Here is a 24,672-nt window from a genome sequence, read left to right on the forward strand (position 1 = left end):
GCAAGTGAATCGGAGTGTTCGGGCAAGTAAAACGGAGCTTTGGGGAAAGCGAATCGGAGCGTAAATCTTTTAGGCAAGCGGATCGGAGTTTTTGGGCAAGCGAAACGGAGCGAAATGTGGATAAATGTCTATTTCTAGATATAAATACTCTTTCAGGCAAAAATATCGGAGTTTATTTGGCGTTCAGGCAAATTATTCGGAGTTTTTGGGAAGTTGATGAAATTTCAACTCCGATTTGTTTGCCCGAAACGATTTTGACATGGACAGCAATGTTTTTAGCCTAGATTATAAGCTCGTAAAGAAGAGCAACCATATCATCAATGCCCGGCAAAACTTCTCGTTGATGCAGCAGAGAATCATTCTGCTGATGTGTTCGAGGATCGGGGAAAACGACCAGGAATTCAAATGGACCAGAATACCGATACAGGAGATCGCGGGAAAAACTCGGCTTAACGGCTCGGACTACGAGAAGGTGAAAAGAGCGGCGATGGAGCTGGTGGAATGCAATATCGAATTGCGTACCGGAGACGGAGGCTGGCAGAAGCTTCCCTTCCTGACTACCCGAGGCCATGACCGGAAAGGAATAGTGGAAGCCAAGTTTGTGGAAGACGCGAAGCCTTTTCTGCTTGGTCTGAAGGAACGCTATACGGCGTATTTTCTTAAGAATGTGTATCAGCTTAAGAATGTCCACTCGCTTCGCCTTTACGAACTGATGGCCCAGTATTTTCCCAAAATAAAGGAGAGGCGTTTTTCTCTGGAAGATTTTAAGGATCTGCTCTATATCCGGAACTGTTACCCGAAATATTCGGCGTTTAAGAAGCACGTGCTGGAAAAGGCCGTGTCGGAGATTAACGCCACTTCCGATCTGTTTGTCACTTATGAGGAACGCCGGGAGAAGCGCCAGGTATTGGAAATTATTTTCAGCATAAGGGCAAACGGCGACAGGGCCCTGACCTCCGCAACCGCGTCGGCGACGGTTTCCGCTACGCCTACGGCGCCAAAAACGGAGCCGGTGACAGAGGACGTACCGCACGAGGTGGTGGATAGCGTACCGGTGGCCCCTACCCTTTTTGATTCGGTAGAGGAAAAAATTCCGGAGCCGGAGGAAACGAAGGAACCGATAAGGCAAGAGGCGCAACCGCCGTACGAGGATATCAATTTCTGCTCGGAAGCCACGTTCAAAAAGCTTACCTCAAGATACGACGAGGACTTGGTGCGCTTGGCCATCCGGGCCATCGCCGAACGTCCGGATATCGTGAACCCTACGGGATACCTGATCAAATCGTTGAGCGAAGGCTACTTTAACGACCGCATGGAGCAGGAGAAGAAAGTGGCCCGAGAGAAGATCAAGCGCTTGGAGGAAACCCGCCGTATCGAGGAACTGAAGAGGATAAAGGACCGCATACCGGAAGAGTATGATTTGTTCCGCAAGACGATGCTGGCCAAATATAGGGAAAAGGCTACCGACGATGATCTGGCCGAGTATCTCTTCGAAATCGAAGACCACGATGACATGGTGGTGAGAAGAATCCACGACGATTTTCTTTCAGGAAACGAACCTTCTTCCCTTTCGAAAAGCCATTTTGGCGTGTGGTTGGTGAAGCGTTACGGCACCCAAAAAGATATGGAAATGCTGGACGTGAAGAACTACGCGATGCACCGGTACGGGATTGATTATTGAGCGAAGGGCTATTCGCCGGTTTTTTCGCCGAAATCCGAAACTTAGGGGCCTTTGTGTTTTCCTTGTGCCTTTGAGTTGCTATTTTAGAAATACAGATTCGATTCGACCAAAATTGATATGACAAGAATAATATCCATACTTAACCACAAGGGAGGGGTAGGAAAAACGACCACCACCGCCAATCTCGGCGCGTCGCTCAGCCGGTTGGGCGAGCGAGTTTTGTTGGTGGACATGGACCCGCAGTCCAACCTCTCGCAGCATTTTTCGATAGAGTCGCCGGAGCGTAACGTGTACCATTCGCTTTGCGAGGGCGAGTCTTTGCCCGTATGGTCTATCCGCGAGCGTCTGGACGTGGTGCCCGCCGACTTGGATCTGGCCGACGCTCCCCTACGCCTTCAGCGTGATGTGAACGGATTTTTCAAACTTCGCGAATGCTTGGAGGAAGTGCGTGAGAATTACGATTACATCCTGATAGACTGCCCTCCGTCTTTGGAAATCCTGACGGCCAACGCACTTATCGCAAGTAACGAGGCGATGGTGGTGGTGCAGGCGCATTATTTCGCCGCCAAAGGGCTGAGTTCGGTATTCAACCTGATCGACTCCCTGCAGCAGAACCTGAACCGCGATCTGGATATATCGGGCATCTTGCTGACGCAACTTGACAAGCGTACGGTGTTTACCCGCGGCATAGCCCAGATGGTGGGCGAGCTGTACGAGAAGTACGCTTTCGATACCGTGGTCAGGTACAACATTTCCTTGGCCGAATCGACGTCGGCGGGGAAAGACATTTTCGAATACGCTCCGAAATCAGCGGGAGCGGAGGATTACGAGGCATTGGGCAAAGAGGTGAAACATGGCAAAAAAGTTCGCGTTTAACGGACTGATCCGCGAGGCGGAGAAGAATCAGCAGAAAACCAAGCAGGGCGTAAAGGACCGCTTGGAGATTGACGAGGAGCTGAAGGCGTTGATTCCGCCGTTGTTGGACGACGAGTACGATCAACTCAAGGAGAATATCCGTCAGGAGGGTGTGCGCGAGCCCATCCTCGTGGCTGAGATAGAGGGTCGGGTGTTCGTGATCGACGGACACAACCGCCACCGGATTTCCTCCGAGTTGGGTATAGATTTTCCCGTAAAGGAAATATCGCTCGACAGCCGCGAGGCGGCCAAGGACTGGATGATCAACAACCAGCTGGGCCGGAGAAACCTTACGGACGAGCAGCGCTCATACCTCAGGGGATTGCGCTACGAACGCGAGAAGCAAAAGGTAAGCAACGCTTCGGGCGCCAACCAACATACGAAAGCGGGTGAGGACGGAGGAAAAAATTTCCCCCAAGCCAAAAAGACCGCTCAGCGACTTGCCGAAGAGTATAACGTGACGGACCGTACGATCAAGAACGACGCCCAGTTTGCCAAAGGTGTGGACCTGATAGGTAAGATAAATCCTGAGCTGAAGCAGGGGATTTTGTCGGGGAAAGAGAAGGTAAAAAAAGGCGACGTAAGGATGCTTGCGGGAATAGACGAGCAAGGAGCCGACAGCCTGACGGAAGCCGAAAGCGTTGACGAGATTGTGGCGACTGCCAAATCAATCCCAGCGAAGAAGACCAAGAAGCCAAAGAAAAAAACGCCTGCGAAAGTGGTGGTACGACCTGTGACGGAGCTGAAGGATGAGATTTGTGGCAGAGTATTGTCTTTGGAAGAAGGGGCCGCAAAAGCCAAGTTTTCGGAACTCCGTGTACTGTTAGCGGAGCTTGAGGGTGCTTTGATTTCTTAGAAGCTAAAGAATATTGAAAACTGAAAAGGGGCGGAAGCCCCTTTTTTTGTGCTCTGAAAATGGGAGAGGGGCTCGGAGGAAAAATTTTCCTCCGAGCAAAATGGGGGAGTTGTTTTCTAGGAATGGTGTGTCGATAGTATCGGTCTTTTGGGAACACCAATGTTTAATATCCTTACGAAAATGTATAAGTCGTATGCAAAAATGTTTAAGAGCTTGACGCTTTCTTTGAGCGACATTTGTATCAGTTAATAATTGAAAGTCTAACTGATATGAACACGGTAGTCAAAACAATTTTTGGATTGTTATTGATAGCAATTACAGTCAACTCATCAGCTCAAGACAAGAAAAATTTTAAAGAAGGCATTATGAAAAATCTAAAGGCAGGAACAAACGACGTTACTTTCAAAAGTCAAGGTGTGAAATTGGCCGGTCTTCTGTTCACCCCTGAGGGTTTTGATTCAGCAGAAAAATATCCGGCAGTGGTATTTTCAGGGCCATTCAATCAAGTGAAAGAACAGATGGGCGCAGTTTATGGCAAAAAAATGGCGGAGCTGGGATATGTGTTCTTATCTTATGACCCATACAGCTTTGGTGATAGTGAAGGTCAACCTCGTAACAATGAGCACGCACATCACAAGATGGAAAGCATTAGGGATGCCGTGAGTTATTTGGGGACTTTAGACTTTGTTGACAGAAAGCAAATATACGGTATCGGCGGTTGTGCCAGTGGGGGGTATATGCCTTTAGTAGCGGTTACCGATAAGCGTTTGGCGGCAATCGCAACCGTAAGTGGTATGATGGACAATCAGGCAAGTTATTTTGGTGTGATGACTAAAGAACAACTGATGCCACTCTTTGAAATGGCCAACGCCGCTCGTCAGAAAGCCTATGAGACTGGAGAGTATGAGACTTATGATGCGCTGAATATGGAAGGGGTTGATCTTAAGACTTTGGATAAATCCTCTGCGATGTACGAAGGGTATGATTATTATATGACCTCCCGAGCAGGGAAAGAGACCTACCCAAATTACACGCATATGGCTCCCAAAACACTGATGGAAAATGCTCCGATGACGAGTGCCACTTTTTATGCTCCTTATCTTTACACTCCATATTTGGGAATAGTGGGAGAGAAAGCAGATACGGGCGTGCTTACTGAAATATTTTACGAAAAGTGCAGTGAACCTAAAGAGTTCTACAAGATAGAGGGAGCGACTCATGTTAGCCTTTATGATATTGATAAAGATGTGGATCGCGCTGTGGAGAGAATAGATAAGTTTTTTAGAAAATATACCAAGTAATAATAGGGAGCCGTGTGTCGGCTCTCTTATTTTTTAGATAAATATTGGCGATGGATAAATGAAAGGTCTTGTCCCAACTTGTTGATCACGTATAAAAAAGTCATGAATAAAGAAGAACTTATAGAATTTGTAAATTCACATAAAGTCCATCAGATACGCGCTGGGGACAAACACCGTTTTGTTGATATCACTATCGTTGAATCTGACGGCAGATTCTTTGTGCGTCAGTACAAGTTTGGAAAACGGAGTTGGTATGATGCTTTTCTTGACACACCAGAAGGGGAAATCAAGTACAAGGATATTGTAATACCTGTTAGAGGTGAAATCCCCGAAGATTTGGATTCGATCAACCAGAGGATTACAAAAGCATATTCAAAGAAACTCGGGCTGATCTATCATATTATGCGACTAGGCTTTGATAGAAAAAGACACGAAGCATCTACCTTGGAATTAATTCCCGTATAACAGCACACCTGTAGCTTTGTAATGAAAAAGATAGTCAGAAATACAATTACAGAAATGCATGAGCAGGGAAACTTTCCCCCACCGGAAAATCCCTTGTTCAGTATCCTACATGAAAAAGTTGAAGATGGTCAAACGGCAAGCTGTGAAAAGGACTTTGAATCAGTCAGTCTAACCAATAACTTTTACACGATCAGTCTCAAAAATATTATATCTGGAGAGATCCTTTATGGGCGCACAAAATATGACTGCAGTACAGGAACTATGATCTTTACAGCGCCTAACCAGACTATGGTTATCAACCAAATTGTGTTTAGTTCTGAATTATATTATATATCTTTTCATAAAGAGTATCTGATTGGGCATCCTTTGTTTGATAAGATTAAGAAATATAATTTTTTCAACTATAATGTAAACGAGGCGTTACACCTTTCGCCTAAGGAAGAAGAGCTTATTAAATCCATATTTAGAAATATTCAAACCGAATATCACAACAATCAGGATGAGTTTAGTAAAAATCTGATCTTGTCACACTTGGATGCACTGCTTCATTATGCAGATCGTTTTTACAAACGCCAATTCCTAAACAGAAAAGAGATAAACCAAGCCCTCTTTACACGATTCAAACATATACTGGATATGTATTTTGAAGCTAATCAATTAGAAGAGAAAGGAATCCCCACAGTCGAATGGTTGGCAAATCAGTTGGGAGTCAGCCACCGTTATATGAGTGATACAATCAAAGCCGAAACAGGTAAAACGGCTGTGGACCAGATTAATTTATACTTGGTGGAAGAAGCAAAGAATCTATTGCTCAAACCTAATGCTTCAATCTCTGAAACAGCTTATAAGCTTGGTTTTGAATATCCGCAGTACTTCTCCCGATTGTTTAAGAAGAAAGTTGGCATGAGCCCCAAGCAATATGTGGAGTCCTCAATGATGAATTAAGATATGATGACAAAATAAATACATTAGTTCTTTCGTACTGTTCCGATAAGTGTATCCTTATAATCTATAGGGGACTACTGAGGTTAAAACATTTGTGGGAGATGCAGAGAATCCCCCTGTCTATACGGTTTTGCTAGATTCCGTGCTTCTGGAGGTTAGCCTCAGGAACCGGACAAAGTGGTTAGCTTCAGTGGGCATGTCCCTGTACGAATTCGGTGTCGAAAATGGCTAGCGGATCTTGGGTTTGGCGTGAGGCCAGAGCTTTGGACCTGCTCTTTTCGGACAAGAGCGCGAGAAGCTGGTTGAGGTTTCGGCGGATGCTCCTGAGATCCTGCTGGCGTCCGAGGAAGGGGTCGTTTTGGCGTACGGAGGGCCATTCGGCCAGCAGGTGCCGGAATGCGGCGAGGGCCTGGCTGTGGCTACCGGAACATTCGCGGAAATGGGACATGATCTCGGCCAGGGCTTTGCGGTCTTGGGCGCCGACGGCGGGCGGCAGTCCGGTGTGCGATAGGAAGAAGGCGTGGTAGCTCCGCAAGGCGGTGTCGAAATAAGGGATTTTCCGATGGTCGGAAACCAAGGGGGCTTCGCGCGCGTATTCTTTTCCCTTTGTTGTTACTCTTTCTTTCTTTTCTTTATATAGTGTGTCGGCAAAATTTGCGCGCTGATCCCGCGTATTCTGCTTGTGGGCGTCGGCAATATTTGCGTTTTGGTCCGGCGAATTTTGCCTGTCGGTATCGGCAAATTCCGCATGGCGGACTGGCGGTTTCCGTTTGGTGGTATTGGCGGTGGCCCGCTGTTTTTTCCGGCGGTTCTGTTTCGGGTTTTCGGCTTGCGAAGTCCCCTGCCCCGGTTCGTTTTTTTCCTGTTCCGCTGTTGCCGGTCCCGCTTCGGTTTGGTGTTCTTCCTCCCCCTCTATTTCCAAGGTGTCGTCGAATTGGCCGTCCATGGCTTTGGTCCACCGGGGTCCGGGTTTCAGGCCGTATTTGGCGGTGGCGCTCCTTGTGATCAGACCCTTGGCCTGCATCTTGGCGATCATGTCGGTGAGTGTGCGGGGCGACACGCCTAGGAAGTCGGCGATCTCGACCCGGGAGTCGAGGCATTGGCGGCCCTTTGCCCTCGGGGAGTTGGACCGGAAGTGGACGTAATCGCAGAGGGCGTATTCTTCCCAGGATATGCGGAGTTTGAGCCGGACGTTGTGGCGGATATGGGTGTATTGCAACATATGTTTGGGTTTGATGATATTGTATTATTCTTCGTTATTGTTTGTCTAATTAATTGTTTTGAAATGTGAATGCCAAATTATTTCAACTTAAATTGATAATAAAAGTAGAATACTAAGTAATGGCTAATTAATGTAGCTACGATAGGTGCTCCGCGGCCTCTTTGGGGCAGATTCCCGTTTGGGCGCAGTATTCGGAGAGGGTCAGGTATTGGCCGGCGGTTTTGCCGAGCTGTTGTTTGAGGCGGCGGTATTCTTTGCGCGCACCGCTGAGGGATTTGCCCGTTAGGCGCTGGATGTCTTTGGGGTAGATTGTCAGTCTGTTCATTTTGATTGTTTTTTGTTGGCCGGATCATTTGCGTTGGGAGACAGGACTTGCCCTGTCTGTACGTTATAATATGTTTGTCCTTCTGGTCCGGTCGGACAAGATGGTTCAAGTCCCTCCGTTTGGATTTTTTTTGTATTGGGGCATGACCGTCCGCATGGGGAGACAAGGCATGCCGTGTCTCTACGGGGTTTTTGATTTTCGGTTGAATTTATACTAATATAATTCGTTTTTTGGATAAATAAAATGGCCAAATGGTGCCTTTTGTGACCTTATTGTACCCTTCTGTACTCCCATGGGTATCTTTTTATGGGTTTTTCGGGTATATAGCGGTATAAACCAAAGGCAAAAGGTCAATATGGTTAGTATTACGGTGACTGTGGTTTATCGGGCCGGGAGACGTAAGGTTTGGGCCGTTTCCGTATGGAAAACGGTCTTTTTTCTGGCCTTGTGGGAAATGCTCAAAGTATCATTATCCCATCTTCATCCGTGGCTTATCCCATCTTGATCCCATCATGAAAGACGGGGGAAAATGGCCGGTAAGGTTTCGGCGGTTTTTGCGGAAAAAGGTTTTCCGCTGTTCCGGGGCGTCCGTTCCGGGATTATTCTTTATCTCTTAAATGTATTGTGCCTTATGGCTAGACAAAGTGGAATCCTCAAGATTGAGGGCAAAATTGACGGTATCTCGTTCTACCGAAAAGACGGGAAGTATTATGCCAGACGGTCCGGGGGCGTGAGCGGCGCGCGGATCAGGAACGACCCGAGGTATAGGCGTACGCGTGAGAACGTGGCTGAGTTTTCGGAGGTGGCCCGCCAGGGCAAGTTGGTGCGGACGGCGTTTCGCAGGGAGTTGGTGGGTAACGCCTCGGGCAACGTTACGGCGAGGCTGGGGAGCGCGCTGTACAGGGTGCTGAAGACCGACGGCGTGAACAGGCGGGGCGAGCGGAAGGTGTCGGCGGGCGATTTGGGCTTGTTGGCGGGATTCGGCTTTAACGCGAACGCTTCTGTCGATACGGCTTTGGCGGCGCCTCTGGGCTTGGCTTTTGACGATTCGGCGGAGAAGGTGACATGGGCGGGTACCGTATTGCCGGCCCGGGACGTGGTGGCGCCTTCGGGGGCCACGCATTTCCGTTTGCGCTTGGCGGCGGCGAGTCTTGATTTCGACAATGCCGGGCAGGTGTCGGCCTCGGCCACGGGGCCGGAAACGGCCGTGGACAGTCTGGACGAGGTGGCGGTGGCGCTGGAGGCGGGCTATGACAAGAGCCTCTCCGGGCATACGCTGGCGCTGGCGGGGATCGAGTTTTTGCAAGCGATGAACGGAGAGCTGTATCCGCTGAGCAACGGCGCGTACAACGCGATGGGCATAGCGGGGTATCACAGCGCGGTGTAGTTTGGCGTTATGCGGGATTAATGGGCGGGGCTTTCGGGCTCCGCCTTCTGTTTACCCTGAATATATTATGCGTTCGTTTTTTTAGGTTTCGGTTTGCGGTTCGGCCCTTATTTTGCCTGAATGGCTCCTGTTTTTTGCCGTATGCACTACGACATATAAAAGACGATATCCCGAAACCATAAACGGCTTGCTTATAACAAGCTCCGGTGTTACTTTTTATTCACTCTTGTTTTCTTTCAAAGGAGTTCATGAGAACGCTTCGCTAGTTGAAAGATCAAAAAGTAACCAAAAAATCTCTTAAATACGGCTACAAATTTTTCTTCCATCCAAAAGCATTACGGTTATGGAAGAAAAATAAAGGCCTGAAATTAGTTTTTTGGAACGCATTGGAATCAATAATCTACTAACCAATGAGACGAATAGAACAAGGATAATTTTGTTCAGGTGCATATATCAGAAATAAAAGGAACTTATGTTACAAGTAAGAGCCTGCGAAGCTGGCGGTAGGTATGACGCCGTAAACAAGCATTGGATTTTGCCTTATACCGATAAAGTTTTGGCAAAGGTAAAAGAGGTGCTGGCGCCGATGTATCCGGAGATAGAGGTGGAAGACTGTAGAGAGAAAAGGGCGAAAAAGAAGACCAAGCGCCTAAGGGAGCATTACAGGCCCTGCCCGGAAGAGATGAAAGAGAAATTGCGAGTGAAACGTTATAGCGAATCCACCGTGAGGACATACACTTCGATGTTTTCTGAGTTTTTGAGTTATCACTACGCCCATAGTCCCGAAGAGATAACGGCGGATCAAATTAAGGCCTATATGCGCCATTTGGTGGCCGAGAGGGAAGTGAGCGAATCGTACCAGAACCAGATGATCAACGCCATAAAGTTCTTTTATGAGAAGGTGTTGGGAGGGCAACGGCGGACATACTTTGTGGAAAGGCCCCGTAGCGGACGGAATCTACCGACGGTGTTGAGTCAAACAGAGATGAGCGCATTACTAAAAGGGATCCCGAATGTGAAACACAAGACGATAGTGACTGTTATCTACAGTTGTGGGCTAAGGATAAGCGAGCTGATTTCAATGAAGGTTTCGGATATTGACTACGGTAGCCGGAGAATATTGCTGAAGCAGGCCAAGGGCAAAAAAGACAGGTATGTGCCACTTGCCGAGCGTACCGAATTGATGGTGAGGGCATACCTGAAACGGTATAATCCTGAGGAATACCTGTTTGAAGGGCCTTCGGGAGGGCAATATAGCCCGTCAAGTGTACGGAAATTTCTGAAGCGATACAGTAAGGCTGTAGGAATCAAGAAAAATGTTTGCCCACACACGCTTAGGCACAGTTGCGCGACCCATTTGTTGGAAAACGGCGTGGATCTACGCTATATACAGCATTTGCTTGGCCAAAACGACAGTAAGACAACTGAGGTATACACTCATATAACTGAGATGGGACTTAATAATATCAAGAATCCGCTTGATCAATTGGATTTATGATTAGATTTTTCAATGATAAAAATTTTCATTTTTGCAAGCGGGAAGGTATCTTAGTATACGGGAAATAACAGGAATTCCTGTTATTGATACGTTATCTGTAATTCCTAAATTGAAAAAATGCTTTATCAGATTAAAAATGACTTAAGGATCAAATTAAACCAAGTTGATTTACCAGAAGATTATTTCGCTGATTCTGTCAATTCAATATACAATTTAGAGTGTAGCAATTTCCGCAACTATAAATTAGACTTAACTAAATTAATATTGTCCTGTCAAGGAAAATTAACTGATTTTGCTTCTCAAGTTTTTTGTACAAATGGAATCTAAATAAAAGATTCAGTTTACAAAGTCCTTAAGAGTTATAAACTCCCTGAACATAGAGCCTTTCCAATACAAATTGAAAGTGACGGGTTAAAATTTAACTATTATTTACTCTTCATTTGTTTCGACTTATTTGAATTTGTCATTTTCAAACAGTCAGAATTTTTCACACAGAATGGCTTAGATGAAGTAAGCAATATAAAACTGCATAATCTAGATGAATATCAAGCATTAAAGAACCAATTATATAAAGATTGTAAACGAGATAAGTCAAATGAACTAGATACATTTGGCTTACCGAAAATCTCTTCTATTGATACTCAAATAGAGTTAAGAAGAAATACCTTAACACGAATTGGCTATAAAAAGATTAAACTTAGTAAAAGTATAATTGATAAATATGATTTAATCTATAATACTGGTAAATTTTATATTTCAGAAGAACTAAATAAAGTACTTCGAGAGAAAAAATTCACTGGATATAAATTGGAAGTCCCAAAAAAAATTGAAATCTAAAACAGATAACACGCGCTAAAAATGCATAGCTCACTACGTTCGCTAGGCCATTTTAGCGCCCTCGTTGTGTTTCATGCAAAGAGAGACCCGTACATAAAATGCCAACGCACATTTGGCACATTTGCAAGCCCAAACCCACATGCTGACGCTTCAGCTTGCAAAAGAGCCAAATTTTAGCCGACGCACCTGAGGATAAGAAATATTAAATTATAGATATGCCAAATTATATTAACAGTAAACCTACAGCCGAAGACCAATTTGAAGGTAAATCTCATCAGAGAATAGCAAACAGCATTGCAGAGCATATTAAAGACGGGAATAACTCCCTCAAAGTATTAGGATTAGAAGGAGGTTGGGGAACAGGAAAATCCACTATTATAGAATTAATAAAAGAAAATTTATCAGATACCCACCATTTATATGTCTATGATTGCTGGGGGCATCAAGAAGATTCTCAAAGAAGAGCATTTCTTGAAGAACAAACTCTTGATTTGCTATCTTCAGATGATGATTTACTAGAGACAAAAACTGAGCATATTGACTTGTCAGGTGTTCACCATGAAGTAACTTGGACAGAAAAAATTAAGTTTCTACTCGCAAAAAAAAGAGAGACAAACCAAAAGACTGTTCCTAAGCTGAGCTTTGGAATTGTTATAGTTGGACTAATTTTTATTTTCACTCCTATTCTTGCTTTAATATCAGATATATTGGGAGATAGCAACCAAGCAACACTTCTTAAATTATTGTTTTCGGCATCTCTATTAATACTATCAACAACTATTTGGCTACTGTCTACACTTTATAAACGTTTTATTTCTAAAAGCAAAAAATGGATTAATTTATCAAGTTTATTTTACATCTATAAAGGAAAACAGCTTGAAGATACAACCCTAGAAATATTTTCTGAAATAGAACCGTCTGTAAAAGAATTTAAAGAGTGGATGCATTCTATATCTAAAAGTCTAAAGTCTAAAGAACTAATTATTGTCTATGACAATATGGATAGGTTACCTCCTGAAAATGTTAAAGAAATTTGGTCGTCTATTCATACTTTCTTCGCAGAAGAGAAGTATCCTAAAATTACAGTTATTATTCCTTTTGATAGAGAGCATTTAAGCGAGGCTTTTAAAAATGGAAATAGCACTACAACAAATGAGTTTTTAAACAAAACATTTTCCATAATTTATAGAGTTTCTCCTCCAGTTTTAACAGACTGGAAAAACTTTTTTGTGACAAAATTTAAAGAGGCTTTTGGTGACTCTGAGAATCAAGAGATTCAATTAGTTCTCACGATATATGACCGATTAACCTCAAAATTTACTCCAAGGGATATTATTTTATTTATTAACGAGCTTGTTACCTTAAAACGAATTTGGGGTGAAGAGATAAAGCTTAGGTATATTGCGATATTTTCAAAAAAGAAAGATTATATCCTTGAAAACCCACAGGAAACAATTTTGAAAAACGATTATCTTGATTCTTTAGGTGACTTACTTTCTGATGATGCTGAATTGCAGAATAATATTTCTGCTTTGGCATTTAATGTGCCTCTTGAAAAAGCCTCCCAAGTATTGCTACTTAGAGATATTGAGCTTGCATTAAGACAAGAAGGTCAAAATGGGATTATAGAGTTGAGTAAACATCCATATTTTATATATATACTGGAAGAAGTAATCTATAACAATGGTTTAGAGGTTGATAAAGCAATATTAGAACTAAGTCATTTAGAGAAATCTAATTTAAATAGTGAAATACTAGAAAGGTTAGACCTGATATGGGAAACGCTTAATTCAAAACAGATTGAACACAATATTGAATCTTTTGAATTTGACGATAAGTTCAAAAAACTATTACAGAATATTTCACATGATAGTCAACTTAAACTTTTAAACCATATTACCAGCTGTTATGGCAAAATAAAAGATTTTAATGGTGCTGTTTATTATAAAACTCTTCTAGCAGTTGAGAGCTTTTTGAATGAAAATAGCATTCAAATTGAGCTTCCTGACCTTCTTTCTCCGAAACAAGTGGAAGCTAAAATTTTTCTTGATTATTTAATAGAATCGCAATCTGATTACAAAAGATTTAAAGTTAAAACAGAACCTTCTAGATTAGATAGTTTTGTTGCAGATTGTATAAAAGAGGATTTTTCTTCAAACATACTTGATGTTAACTATAATGATTTGGATTCAAAAAATTATAGTTTCCCAAAATCTTTTGAAACTCTTGAAACTCTTATCTCTGAAAATACGGTAACCTCTGACAACTTTATAAATCTAATTACCTTACAGAAATCTTTTTCTAAGAGTCGTTTACTTGACCAAACTATATCGAAAGAAAACTTACATGAAATATTAAAGGTAGCTAATGAAGATTTTGACGGGTTTTATGATGTGCTATGTATAAGAATTAAATTTGCCGATGAATATGACCAATTTATTAGTCAGAATAGACAAGTAGCTCAAAGACAAAACAATAGGCAATTAATGAATACTTGGGTTGATAAAACAACCTCTTGGCTTCAATCTGGTAATGAAGACTTGTTCGTCGAGGTAGCAAAAAGGATTGAACACTATATATGTTATGGGGACTTGTTGATTCTAACCCGTACATGGGGTAATAATTTAGTCCATAATGTTTGTAGACTATTAACATTAAATAGCTATGGTGTATCAAGAATGAATTTAAATTCGGTTTTACCACATTTCTTTGACCTAGTTAGTTCAATTAATGTTAGCGAAAATGAATTATTAAAAAGACTAGATGATTGGTCAGGTTATGTTGATAAAATAACTGTTGACAATATTCGCACTATTGTTCCAAATCATGATTTCTATAAGTATTCAACAAGTACAACAAATACTCTAACGAAACACATTAATGCTATTCTAAAGGAGTATTTAAACAGTATTAGTTCAGAAGAAATTATTTCAGATTGGGCTAATGATGAATCGTATATTTTTAATGCTTTATACTGGCTAAAATATAATTCTAAATTAAATAGTTTGCCTCGTAACTTTTTTAATGCCATAAAACAAGTACTTAAGAGTATTTCCGAAACTTCAATTGGCATTCCAGAAAATGAAACTATTTGGTTCGAGTTTATTGAAATGGCAAAAAAGAAGGACATTGCTCCAACTATTCGGGATATTCGAGATTATTATATTCGTGAGAATAATATATCTGTTCAACTATTTCAATTTTTCAGTGATTTTCTCAAAAGCTATGGGAAGCTATCAGATAAACCAGGAGATATTACGAGAACAATTTTAGGCAGAATTGTTTCAAACGACAATTGCTTAAAAATAATTACTTCTGACAAAGACTTTTATATTCCAATTATTATCGAAGCAAAAGATGACGCTGCTGATTTCAAAGAAAATATTCTTCAAAGAATTGAATCCGATAGTACAGACTCCGAATTGATGTCATTTGCTGAAAAAATTGGCATTTCGGTGATTTCAGAAACTGAAGAAGATAAAAATGAACAATAGCCCAGCCCTTCGCATCCATACACATTGCCAAGTCCCTCAAAAGAGCCAGCGCACAGACCAAATCTTGTCAAAGAGTATGGCTGCCCCAACACACGGACAGACTGCGGAGGATAAAGCACGAAAACACAACACGGTATATACAAAATGGGCGGGATGTGCTAAAATCAAGGGCAGTAGCCCGCTTCAACATCTTATCGGTTTGATAAGTTTGAAGCCCGCAATCGCCCACATTTGCATATACCCATCCGTTAGCGGTAATTTTAATAAAAAACAAAAGCAATATTTTAACATGAAGAATGTACTTTTTTTACTTCTATTTTTTACAACTTTTTACTCTTTTGCTCAGGATTTGGAGGAGTTTACAAATCAAATTACAACTACAAAAACTCAAAAACACAAAAGAATTAGCGGAACTAAAGTATTCTGTATTGCCCCTTCAAACTATGAATATGTTAAAGAGCTAGCCCGTTATCAAAGGAAGGATAAATTATATTTTCAGGTTATTGAAACAAGTGGTTCGTCTTTTACCGAAGCAAAATCAAATTTCACCAAAGAAGCTCTTAGGGCGAAAGGGATTACTGATGATGGTATCCTAAAGAATCTCTTTCTAAATGAGTATAATTGCGTATATACTGAAGGACCTTCTAAATACCCTGGAGAAACCAAACTAATAATGGCATTTGGAGATGATGATTTTCTTGTTTTTGTTGCTGGAGTTTGTAAAAATTCAGATGATGAAGGAAAAAAGGAACTCCAAGAAATTTTCAAAACTATCTACTACGACAAGTCATTCAATTTGAATCCATTAGAGCTAGCAAATTTTGAATTTGATGAATCTATTACTGGATTTAAACATGCAATGTCCATGTCAAATATGATCATCTATACGGAAAATGGGAAATCTGATTTAAAAAATCCCAACGCAGGTGCTCTTATGAATATAGCTATGATGCCTCAAATGTCTGAAATGAAAGCTGAACAATTTGCTAACGATCTACCTTGGCGTTTTGAAAAAGGAGGTGCTAAGCTCAAGAATAGAGATATACAAAAAGAAAAGATTGGAGGTTTTACCGCTTTTATATTAGACACCAAAACTGAGATTGAATCTAAAGAAGGGATTCTCTATCAAGTATTATTGGTAGGTGATAAGAGTAGTATTCTATTTGCAGGAACTGCAGATCGAGATATTGAGAGTTTTAAAGCTAAATTTAAAAAGACTGTTCAGTCAATTAGATTTAAATAATAAACCGCTAATACGCGCTAAAATGGCATAGCGAACGTAGTGAGCTATGCCATTTTAGCGCCATCGTTGTAGCACATAATTATGAAGAAGGGAAGTGTAATATTGAATTTAGTTTATGGAACAGGATTGTCAATATTGGTTTTCTTTTCTATTTCCTTTATGACTGTATTATTCCAAATCTCTCCCCTGTATAGGTTGAGAGATGTCTATGAACTTAAAATTGGATTCCCGTTTACATATTACTATGAATTCATGGTTGATTGTCCAATACCAAATTCTGGATGGCACATAAACAATCTGTTTTGGGATTGTCTGATAACATGGATTTTAGTGACTGGCACATTTGTGACAGCGAAAAGAATAAATGATAAACGTGCTACAACAAAAAATATACAGCATTAAAACGACTGTTTATTCAAACCGTTGGCAGTAATAAGAACAATATGAAATTAAGTAACTCATTCAGCGGAGCATTAAGAACATTTGCATACTTCATTGCTAGTGGAACTCATTATCAATTAGAGGGAGTAAATTACTTGGAGCTTTTTGGAGAAGAGCCTAGCGCAATTGAGCAAGCTTTTGCCATATACGCGAATGTTATGGAACTTGACTCGGAGGGGAATGTACTAAACGCGAAATATGCTGAAAAAAGAGCTGTTGATTATATCAGGTCATATTGTGAACCAGGCTTTGAGGTTGAACCTCCATACGAGGATTGGGAAATTGAACTTCACGGAGCCCCATCGCTAATAGATAAAATTTGATGAGTTCTTAAAAATTGGGATACGAATATCAGATTGAACAAGAACCCCTAAAGAATAAATGGGAAATAGAAACCATTGGTTCGAATAAGGATTGGTAGGATGATGAACATTGGGTATTTATTTCAAGTATGAATCAAAAATATATTTCTATCTGTGCTTCATTGTTACCCCAATGTTTGAAGGAGAAAGAGAAGGTGGGCAAGGTATTTTTGAAATTAAAGCTTCAACTGAATTTCCAGCAAATTGGAATGATGATTCAAATAGAATAGCTTCAATCAATATGACGAAAAGGAAGTTTGAGATTAAGCTTGAAGAATTCATAAAGGATTTAGAAAAATATAAAAAGGAAAAAACTACTACCAACAAGAGAAAAAATGCATTTTAGTGCCATTATTATAGATAAATAGTAATAAACAATGAGTCATATAGATTCTTTTAAGCATGAATTAGTGGGGCAATTAGGATACCTTCCCGTTTACCATCCACTAGAAAAAATTGAAGGTGATTTTAAATGTGATGAAAATCAATTGCTATTAGGAGGAGGAAGTGGCGAACACCCTGCTTTAGTAATAGAAAGCCCTACAAGTACCGTAGCACATTTTTTAAATGAAGTTATTGAGGGTGAACAAAAATTAGAAAATTGGAGGAAAATTATATCACCACATTTGAATTATGATTTTAGTGAATTATTAACCTTCTATGATTGGGATATTGAGACATATAGCTCATTTCATGAAATGTCAAAATCAGTATCCCTTCCTAACCCTAGTGAGGGAAGGAATATTGAACAGTGGTTGATTTTGGGAATAGGGGAGTTTGTCTTTTACTCGATGCCTTATCTTGCAAAAGAGATTATGGAAAAGCTAGAAAATCCATATAGACACATCTATCATATGAATTATAATAATATTATGGTTGTGCCACCAAATTTTCCAGTATATCCTAATGGAGGAAACCTTTTCTTTAAACAGAAAGAAGGATGAAAATATCAGCAATAAAAAGATAACTCTTACATGGATATAGAGAAATATCTAAACAGAATTAATTACGAAGGAAAATTAATCCCCACAATTGAGGTTTTAAAAGAACTACAGAAGAATCACCTTCTAAACGTGCCATTTGAAAATCTGGATATCCATTACAATAACCCGATTGATTTAGACAGAGAGAAATTTTATCATAAAATTGTTGAAAGGAAAAGGGGGGGATTTTGCTATGAGCTAAACGGCCTGTTCTGTGACCTGTTAAGGGAAATAGGGTTTGACTCCAAAATGATATCAGCACGAGTTTACGATAATGGAAAAGAGGATTTTGGAAGAGAATTCGACCATATGGCGATAATTGTAACCATCGATCAGATATTGTATTTGGTAGATGTGGGATTTGGGGAATTTACTTTCTATCCTTTAAAAATCGAAATCAATACTATACAATCCGACCCAAGAGGAAATTTTGTTATAGAAGAATATGAATCTGATTATTATAAGGTTTCCAAAGAGGAAAATGGAGCTAAATCAATCGAGTATATTTTCACATTAAAAGAACGAGATTTATGTGAATTTGAAGGAATGTGTATTTATCACCAAACAAGTTCGAATTCACATTTTACCGAGAAAAAGATTATAAGTAAACCAACTGAAAAAGGGAGAATTACCATTTCAGGGAATACTTTAAAAATTACTGAAGGGGCAATTGTAAAAACGAATAAGGAGTTCTCTTCAGGAGAGTACAATCATGTATTACTGAATTGGTTTGGTATTGATGAAAACCAGATTAAGGCTAATTATTAGAAAAAACATGTAGTAATAAGTAAGGCCTTATACGGTCTGGATAGTCTTATTTTGTATTCCAGAATAAGAAATACGATCTGTACCTTGCTATAGGATGTTTTTTCCTATCCTGATATAGGATTAGCTATGTTTTAATATATTGTGTTCTAATCAGAAAGGTTGTTTTCAACTATTAAGGTGTAGTCCAACTATGCGCTTAAAATAGTAATGATTATTAACTTCAATATGAGGTGCTAATCGCAAATAAATGATATCAATGCCCCAGTAAAAAAATATGGAAAGAATTTGATGACTGATATGCTAATTTTGGTTTTCCTTACTTGTTGGGGAACAATTAACCCGTTTACAAATAGAATAAAAGAAGGCGTTGTTCTATTTGATAGTTTGGCACTTGAGCAAATAATCCAAAATGGGGACATTGTTTTTCAAACATCAAAATCAAGTCAAAGTAAAGCGATTCAATTGGCGACAAAGTCTAAGTATAGCCATATGGGAATCATATTTGAAATTGAAGGGAAGTATCTTGTTTTTGAAGCTGTTCAACCAGTGAAACTAACACCTCTTCGAAAATGGATTGATCGCGGTGAGAATGGACATTATGTGATTAAGCGACTTAGAAACGCAGATCAAATACTGACGGATTCGAATATATTGAAGATAAAACAACTTTGCGATAGGTTCATCGGCAAAACATATGATATTTACTTTAAATGGAGCGATGACAAGATATATTGTTCAGAACTCGTATGGAAAATATATAAGCAAGGAATAAATATTGAAATAGGAGAGCTCGAACAGCTTTCGGATTTTGATCTGAGTAGTGACATCGTGAAATCTATAATAAAAGAGCGTTATGGTGATAGCATCCCATTTAATGAAAAAGTGATTTCACCAGCAACAATGTTCGGTTCCAGAAAATTAATAACTGTATTAGAAAAATAAAATGTAGCAATAAATAAGCCTTTATATATAGGCTAGAAAATCTAGTCATGTAAGCTAGTGTTGAACGAAAACAAGGCGAAGATTGAACTTTTACGCTACTTTGTTTGAGCTATTAAATTTCAACAGGTGAAAAAGACTATCATTTTTTTATTAATAGCTTTTGGCCTTAATAATTCAACTTGCCAGGTATCGAATTCAAAGAAAAATAGTCCTCTATTAATTGAGTTAACGAATCAACAGAAAGTTGAGGACGTAAAATTCATGTTTGAGTTTATTAAGGGTAAATCTCCCTTTAGGGATATATTGGAGCGTGAGTTTGGCCTAACGGATCTAATCAAATTAGAAGAGAATTACATAAATAGAGCTATAGGGTCTAAATCAAATAAGGAGTTTATTCTTTTGCTTGGAGAGCTTATCCAAATTTTGGGACAAGGGAATTGTCATACCAGTATACTTTCACCCCAAACATTATTTGAACAATTCGAACCGTCTGGTGATACTTCTAGACTAATCGCTAAACTTGGAATTTCAAAAAGAGCGATAGAGTTAGGAGACCATTGGATAGCCCGATTAGACCAAAGCAGTAAGAACTGGCGTTCGGACTTATCGGTTAGTTATAAGAATGGTTATTACATTACTGATAAAGGGTTAACTGTAAATGGAAGAACTATTGAAAAAGGCTCTGTTATTACTTCCATTGACGGATTAAAACCATTAGACTATGTTAAGTCTATACAGCACATACTGCCATTCCGTTGGGACACTAAATTGAAAATTCCTTTTTCATCTACTGGTAGCCCTTTTTCTGTGAACGCTGACGATACCAAAGATCACTGGGATGTTGAGTTTTTGACTCCAAAAAGCAATAGAGCCAAGTTGTCACTTGAAAAGAAAAAAGGAGTTAAGAATACAATGAATTATCCATATTTAAATAAGACAATATTATGTAAAAAACTTAGGGAAGACCTGGCATATATTAAAGTATATGGCTTTCCTGACACCGTTAGCATCAAGAACGATCGTAAAATAATTTCGGACTTCTTCGAAAACACTAAAGAAGATTACGAAAACCTAATAATTGATTTTAGGGGACATGGAGGAGGTAATACGGTTTATGGAGAGTGTTTATTTGTAAAACCTTTTCTTGATAAGAATTATACCTATACTCAATATGCGGTTGTTAATAAAGAAATGTTTGACAGTTCTATCCGGAGGTATCAGACATTAGATAATTTCAAAAAGTCATTTGCTCGGGTTATAGACTTTGGAGATATACAAAAAATAGAGTTCGATGAGTTGCCGGATTCTTTTAGAAGAAATAATTCCCCGAATGATGACTATTACTATTTTAAAACAACAAGAAATATTGTCCCGGACAACAATTATAACTTCAAGGGTAAAGTATTTCTTTTGATCGATAACAATTGCTATTCAGCATCTGAAACTATAATCAGACTCCATCAACAATTAGGATTATCGACAATTATTGGGGTTAATAGTGGTGGTGGGGCAGGAGCGGTTCATGTTCCTTTAATATATGAAGTTCCCAATTGCCATTTGTTATTTAGAACAGAAATAGAAATGACATTTAACGCTAATGGTACTGCCAATGAACTATATGGTACAAAGCCAGATATAAATTTGGAACCTTCAGTATACCCAACTTCTTTCCCCAAAAGTTTTAAGACAGATGACTTGTTAAAAGATAGTTGGATAGATTGGGTAATAAAAAATAGGCTATAAAAACAGCGTAGTCAGTCAATGGTGTGTGAGACAGCTTTATCGGCCATGACTGCCTTTCTGATTTCTTATTTGACAATTATTTTTTTACTCTCATTTCATCTCCTGTTCGACTTTTACGGCCTAAAAATCGGTTTTCCTTTCATCAATTATCGTTGATAACACGTGACTCTATATCCGCTTTGATGTGTGGACAATGACGTAAATAACTGAGCATATTTGAAATATAATTACAGCGAATATACACTGGTTCGGTCCAAATTTAAATAGAATTTGCAGGGCCTATAAAATCAATCCATCTTATGGATTAGTTTATAGATACCCATATTCGGAATATCATAAGGTTACCGAACTATATAACTTTACCAAAATAGATATACAGTGGAGACTAGAAATTATATTCTAAAAGAGATAAGACCATCTGATATAAATAATATTCACAAGGGATTATCCGATCCTGAAATAACCAAATACTATGACGTTCATTTCCCGACACTAGAAGAAACGGAAGAACAGATGGAGTGGTACAGAAATTTGAAGAAAGAGGGAACGGGCATTTGGTGGGGTATTTACGATAAAAAGGATGACCAATTTTGTGGTGCGGGAGGTTTTAACAGCCTGGACAAGCAACATAGAAAAGCGGAGATAGGCTTATGGTTGTTGAAGGAATATTGGGGGAGAGGGATATTGAAGGAAATTATGCCCAAACTGTTCGAATATGGGTTTGAGGAATTAGACTTAAACAGAATCGAGGGTTTTGTGGTAAATGATAATATGAAATGCAAAAATGCCCTTGAGAAGATAAATTTTAAATATGAAGGGACAATGAGAGAATCTGAAATCAAGAATGGGCAGAAAATAGATGTCGATTTCTATTCGATATTAAGAAGCGAATGGTTACTTGTTAAAACGGAATAGAAGAGTTTGTGTACTGATTCTTAAAGTAAGATTTTATCCAGGTGCATTCTATTGTTGTTTCGGTACAGCCTTTTGGGAATGCACCTGATTTTTTATTATTCGAGGTCACCCCTAGTGATCATTTTTATGGATGAGCGGGCTACCGTACTCCTTTTATAGCATGGTAAGTTTTTCTTTTATACTTCTTCTCACTCTTTATACTTCTTTTCCGGTTTGATCAGTCCATTGTTGCAAAGTAATAGGATTATACCAACCCGGGTATCGAAAAATGGAATTACAGTTAATTCTCACGTATTCATAATGGGGTGTTTATAAGGGGTTTATGGTTGTCTTATATGGGTATAAGATTTATTGATAGAAAAAACGAAACTTTAGTGAGACATTTACTTACTATAATGATAGTATTGCTATCTCAAAAGAGAGTCTAACTATTATAAGGCATATGGGATTTGGAAGAAGCGAAAGGTTCTGAATGCTTTTGCATGAGGTTTTTCGTCGTGTTGATTTACGCTCGGCAAGATTAGTGATACTTTTTGGAATATTGCCAAAAGGGGAATGTAACGGTTTGTAAATCATGAGAATAGCGATTATGTCGCTGTCGGGGATATTTTCTCCGGAATTTGGGAATTAGAAAATCAGACGAATTTGTCGATGAAGAATAATCAGAAGGAGATCTCCCCGCTACAAAGGTTTTGGCTACTGATGAAGCCGGACCTGAAGGAGGTCAGGAATATTTACGTTTACGCCATTTTTGCGGGCTTGGTGAGTTTGACTTTGCCGCTGGGCGTTCAGGCCACCGTAAACCTTATCCAAAGCGGAGAGGTGAGCGCCTCTTGGGTAGTGCTTGTCATTATAGTGGTGGCGGGCGTAGTGGCCAATGGGGTTTTGCAGGTGGCCCAGCTGAGGCTTACGGAAAATATCCGGCAAAAGATATTCGTCAGGGCGGCTTTCGGTTTCGCTTACCGTATCCCGAGGCTCAGGTTTGAGATCCTATTCCGGCAATACGTTCCGGAACTTGCCAACCGATTCTTCGATACGCTGACCCTGCAGAAGGGCCTGTCCAAGATTCTTGTCGATTTTTCAGCCGCTTGTCTCCAAGTCTTTTTCGGTTTGGCTTTACTCTCGCTCTACCATCCTGTCTTTATTATTTACGGAATAGTACTGCTGGTTTTCTTGGTGGTGATGGCCAAGATGACCGGTAAAAAAGGGTATGAAGCCAGTATGAAAGTGTCGAAGCAAAAATACAAACTAGCGCATTGGCTTCAGGAACTTTCGCGTTCGGCGATGACCTTTAAGTTCGCCTCGCCGGACACTTATGAGCTTAGGCGCACCGACGAATATTCCGAGGCCTATATCAAGGATCGCGAGAGCTACTTTTCCATTTTGATCAACCAATATTGGTTAATGATCCTGTTCAAAGCATTGGTTACGGCCGGTTTGCTGGCTTTGGGCGGTTTGATGGTCATCAACAAATTGATGAATATTGGGCAGTTTATCGCCGCGGAGATTATCATCGTTTTGGTGATCAACTCGGTCGAAAAAATCATCTCTTCTCTGGACACCATTTATGATGTGTTGACCGCACTGTCAAAGATATCGCAATTGACTGACCTTGAGATAGAGGGGACGGAAGGCGAAGAGTTGAAGACCTTGGACAAAGGCGGAAAAGGTATGGACGTGGAACTCCGGGACGTAAGCTTTACATATCCCGGCCACAAGGACAAGACTCTGTCAGGTGTTTCAATGTCTTTAGCCGCCGGAGAGCGAGTGTTGGTCACAGGCAAACGTCCGCTGAAAAGCGCGCTTTTGCAGATGGTAGCGGACCTTTATCGCCCGCAGGAAGGTTGTGTGGCCTACCACGGCGTGCCGGAGCCAAACCTGACCAGTAAGAGTATCCGTTTGTTGGTAGGTGGCGTGTTTGAGCAACAACGGATTTTCGAGGGAACGTTTATGGAAAACGTCACGATGGGCAACCGGGATTTGGGCATGAAAGAAGTGTCGGCGTTGGTGTCGTTGCTGAAGTTGGATACTTATGTCAATGCCCTTCCGGAAGGTTATAATACCGTACTGAAACCGAACGGAGGAAAACTTCCCCGAAACGTGGTGACCAAGATCCTGATAGCCCGGGCTATCGCCAAAAAGCCTTCGCTGATGATTATGGATGGCGGTTTGGAATCTTTGCAGGCTCAGGAGAGGGAGGAAATAGTAAAATATATGACCGCTCCGGAGCGAAACTGGTCGCTGTTGGTGTTTAGCGAAAAAGAATATTGGAAAGACCACATGGACCGCAAGATCCAAGTAGACAAAAAATCAGTTATAGAGTTGCCGTTGGAAGGCAACGATTAAAAA

Annotated in this window: 20 protein-coding genes; 18 read left to right on the forward strand and 2 right to left on the reverse strand. The window is 40.4% G+C overall.

From position 1 onward, the window contains the following. Window positions 1-259 precede the first annotated feature (259 nt). From AABK39_RS24745 to AABK39_RS24770, 6 genes are all read left to right on the forward strand, one after another. Window positions 260-1,681: a replication initiation protein gene (locus AABK39_RS24745; RefSeq protein ID WP_338395888.1), complete on the forward strand. Its 1,422-nt coding sequence runs from the start codon at window positions 260-262 to the stop codon at window positions 1,679-1,681. Window positions 1,682-1,798: 117 nt separating this feature from the next. Then, window positions 1,799-2,557 carry a ParA family protein gene (locus AABK39_RS24750; RefSeq protein ID WP_338395889.1) on the forward strand — a complete coding sequence of 253 codons (759 nt, stop codon included), beginning with the start codon at window positions 1,799-1,801 and terminating at the stop codon, window positions 2,555-2,557. After that, the gene (locus AABK39_RS24755; RefSeq protein WP_338395890.1) at window positions 2,535-3,452 is read left to right on the forward strand and encodes a ParB N-terminal domain-containing protein; all 918 of its coding nucleotides are present in this window, start codon (window positions 2,535-2,537) and stop codon (window positions 3,450-3,452) included. The genes AABK39_RS24750 and AABK39_RS24755 overlap by 23 nt, the downstream gene beginning before the upstream one ends. A gap of 269 nt (window positions 3,453-3,721) precedes the next feature. Then, complete coding sequence (locus tag AABK39_RS24760; protein WP_338395891.1) at window positions 3,722-4,753, forward strand: alpha/beta hydrolase; 1,032 nt, start codon at window positions 3,722-3,724, stop codon at window positions 4,751-4,753. A 102-nt stretch (window positions 4,754-4,855) separates the two neighbouring features. Further along, a complete protein-coding gene (locus AABK39_RS24765) occupies window positions 4,856-5,218 on the forward strand; it encodes a DUF2255 family protein (RefSeq protein ID WP_338395892.1) in 363 nt (120 codons plus the stop codon). A gap of 21 nt (window positions 5,219-5,239) precedes the next feature. After that, window positions 5,240-6,163 carry a helix-turn-helix domain-containing protein gene (locus AABK39_RS24770; RefSeq protein ID WP_338395893.1) on the forward strand — a complete coding sequence of 308 codons (924 nt, stop codon included), beginning with the start codon at window positions 5,240-5,242 and terminating at the stop codon, window positions 6,161-6,163. Window positions 6,164-6,350: 187 nt separating this feature from the next. Here AABK39_RS24770 and AABK39_RS24775 read toward each other — a convergent pair whose 3' ends face one another. Together AABK39_RS24775 and AABK39_RS24780 are read right to left on the reverse strand one after the other, a co-directional pair. Beyond that, a complete protein-coding gene (locus tag AABK39_RS24775) occupies window positions 6,351-7,385 on the reverse strand; it encodes a helix-turn-helix domain-containing protein (RefSeq protein ID WP_338395894.1) in 1,035 nt (344 codons plus the stop codon). 136 nt (window positions 7,386-7,521) lie between these two features. Further along, window positions 7,522-7,710 carry a hypothetical protein gene (locus AABK39_RS24780; RefSeq protein ID WP_338395426.1) on the reverse strand — a complete coding sequence of 63 codons (189 nt, stop codon included), beginning with the start codon at window positions 7,708-7,710 and terminating at the stop codon, window positions 7,522-7,524. A 631-nt stretch (window positions 7,711-8,341) separates the two neighbouring features. Here AABK39_RS24780 and AABK39_RS24785 point away from each other — a divergent pair. The 12 genes from AABK39_RS24785 (at window position 8,342) to AABK39_RS24840 (ending at window position 24,669) form a co-directional block, all read left to right on the forward strand. Then, window positions 8,342-9,097: a hypothetical protein gene (locus tag AABK39_RS24785; RefSeq protein ID WP_338395895.1), complete on the forward strand. Its 756-nt coding sequence runs from the start codon at window positions 8,342-8,344 to the stop codon at window positions 9,095-9,097. A gap of 472 nt (window positions 9,098-9,569) precedes the next feature. Beyond that, complete coding sequence (gene xerA, locus AABK39_RS24790) at window positions 9,570-10,595, forward strand: site-specific tyrosine recombinase/integron integrase (protein WP_338395896.1); 1,026 nt, start codon at window positions 9,570-9,572, stop codon at window positions 10,593-10,595. Between the two features lie 1,052 nt (window positions 10,596-11,647). Then, window positions 11,648-14,926 (forward strand): P-loop NTPase fold protein, encoded by a 3,279-nt coding sequence (locus AABK39_RS24795; protein WP_338395897.1) that lies wholly within the window; start codon window positions 11,648-11,650, stop codon window positions 14,924-14,926. Between the two features lie 76 nt (window positions 14,927-15,002). Beyond that, entirely contained in the window at window positions 15,003-16,169 is a 1,167-nt protein-coding gene (locus tag AABK39_RS24800; RefSeq protein ID WP_338395898.1) for a hypothetical protein, read from the forward strand. A gap of 443 nt (window positions 16,170-16,612) precedes the next feature. After that, a complete protein-coding gene (locus tag AABK39_RS24805) occupies window positions 16,613-16,933 on the forward strand; it encodes a DUF7677 family protein (protein WP_338395899.1) in 321 nt (106 codons plus the stop codon). Between the two features lie 172 nt (window positions 16,934-17,105). Further along, complete coding sequence (locus AABK39_RS24810) at window positions 17,106-17,318, forward strand: hypothetical protein (protein ID WP_338395900.1); 213 nt, start codon at window positions 17,106-17,108, stop codon at window positions 17,316-17,318. Window positions 17,319-17,349: 31 nt separating this feature from the next. After that, window positions 17,350-17,916 (forward strand): hypothetical protein, encoded by a 567-nt coding sequence (locus AABK39_RS24815; RefSeq protein ID WP_338395901.1) that lies wholly within the window; start codon window positions 17,350-17,352, stop codon window positions 17,914-17,916. A 30-nt stretch (window positions 17,917-17,946) separates the two neighbouring features. Then, window positions 17,947-18,723: an arylamine N-acetyltransferase family protein gene (locus AABK39_RS24820; protein ID WP_338395902.1), complete on the forward strand. Its 777-nt coding sequence runs from the start codon at window positions 17,947-17,949 to the stop codon at window positions 18,721-18,723. A gap of 288 nt (window positions 18,724-19,011) precedes the next feature. Beyond that, window positions 19,012-19,665, forward strand: coding sequence for a YiiX family permuted papain-like enzyme (locus tag AABK39_RS24825; RefSeq protein WP_338395903.1), 654 nt, complete (start codon window positions 19,012-19,014; stop codon window positions 19,663-19,665). 126 nt (window positions 19,666-19,791) lie between these two features. Continuing rightward, complete coding sequence (locus tag AABK39_RS24830) at window positions 19,792-21,408, forward strand: S41 family peptidase (RefSeq protein ID WP_338395904.1); 1,617 nt, start codon at window positions 19,792-19,794, stop codon at window positions 21,406-21,408. 378 nt (window positions 21,409-21,786) lie between these two features. After that, window positions 21,787-22,323, forward strand: a complete 537-nt coding sequence (locus AABK39_RS24835) for a GNAT family N-acetyltransferase (RefSeq protein WP_338395905.1) — start codon at window positions 21,787-21,789, stop codon at window positions 22,321-22,323. Between the two features lie 651 nt (window positions 22,324-22,974). Beyond that, window positions 22,975-24,669, forward strand: a complete 1,695-nt coding sequence (locus tag AABK39_RS24840) for a peptidase domain-containing ABC transporter (protein ID WP_338395906.1) — start codon at window positions 22,975-22,977, stop codon at window positions 24,667-24,669. Window positions 24,670-24,672: the final 3 nt, after the last annotated feature.

The organism is Fulvitalea axinellae (genome assembly GCF_036492835.1).
Taxonomy (GTDB): Bacteria; Bacteroidota; Bacteroidia; order Cytophagales; family Cyclobacteriaceae; genus Fulvitalea; species Fulvitalea axinellae.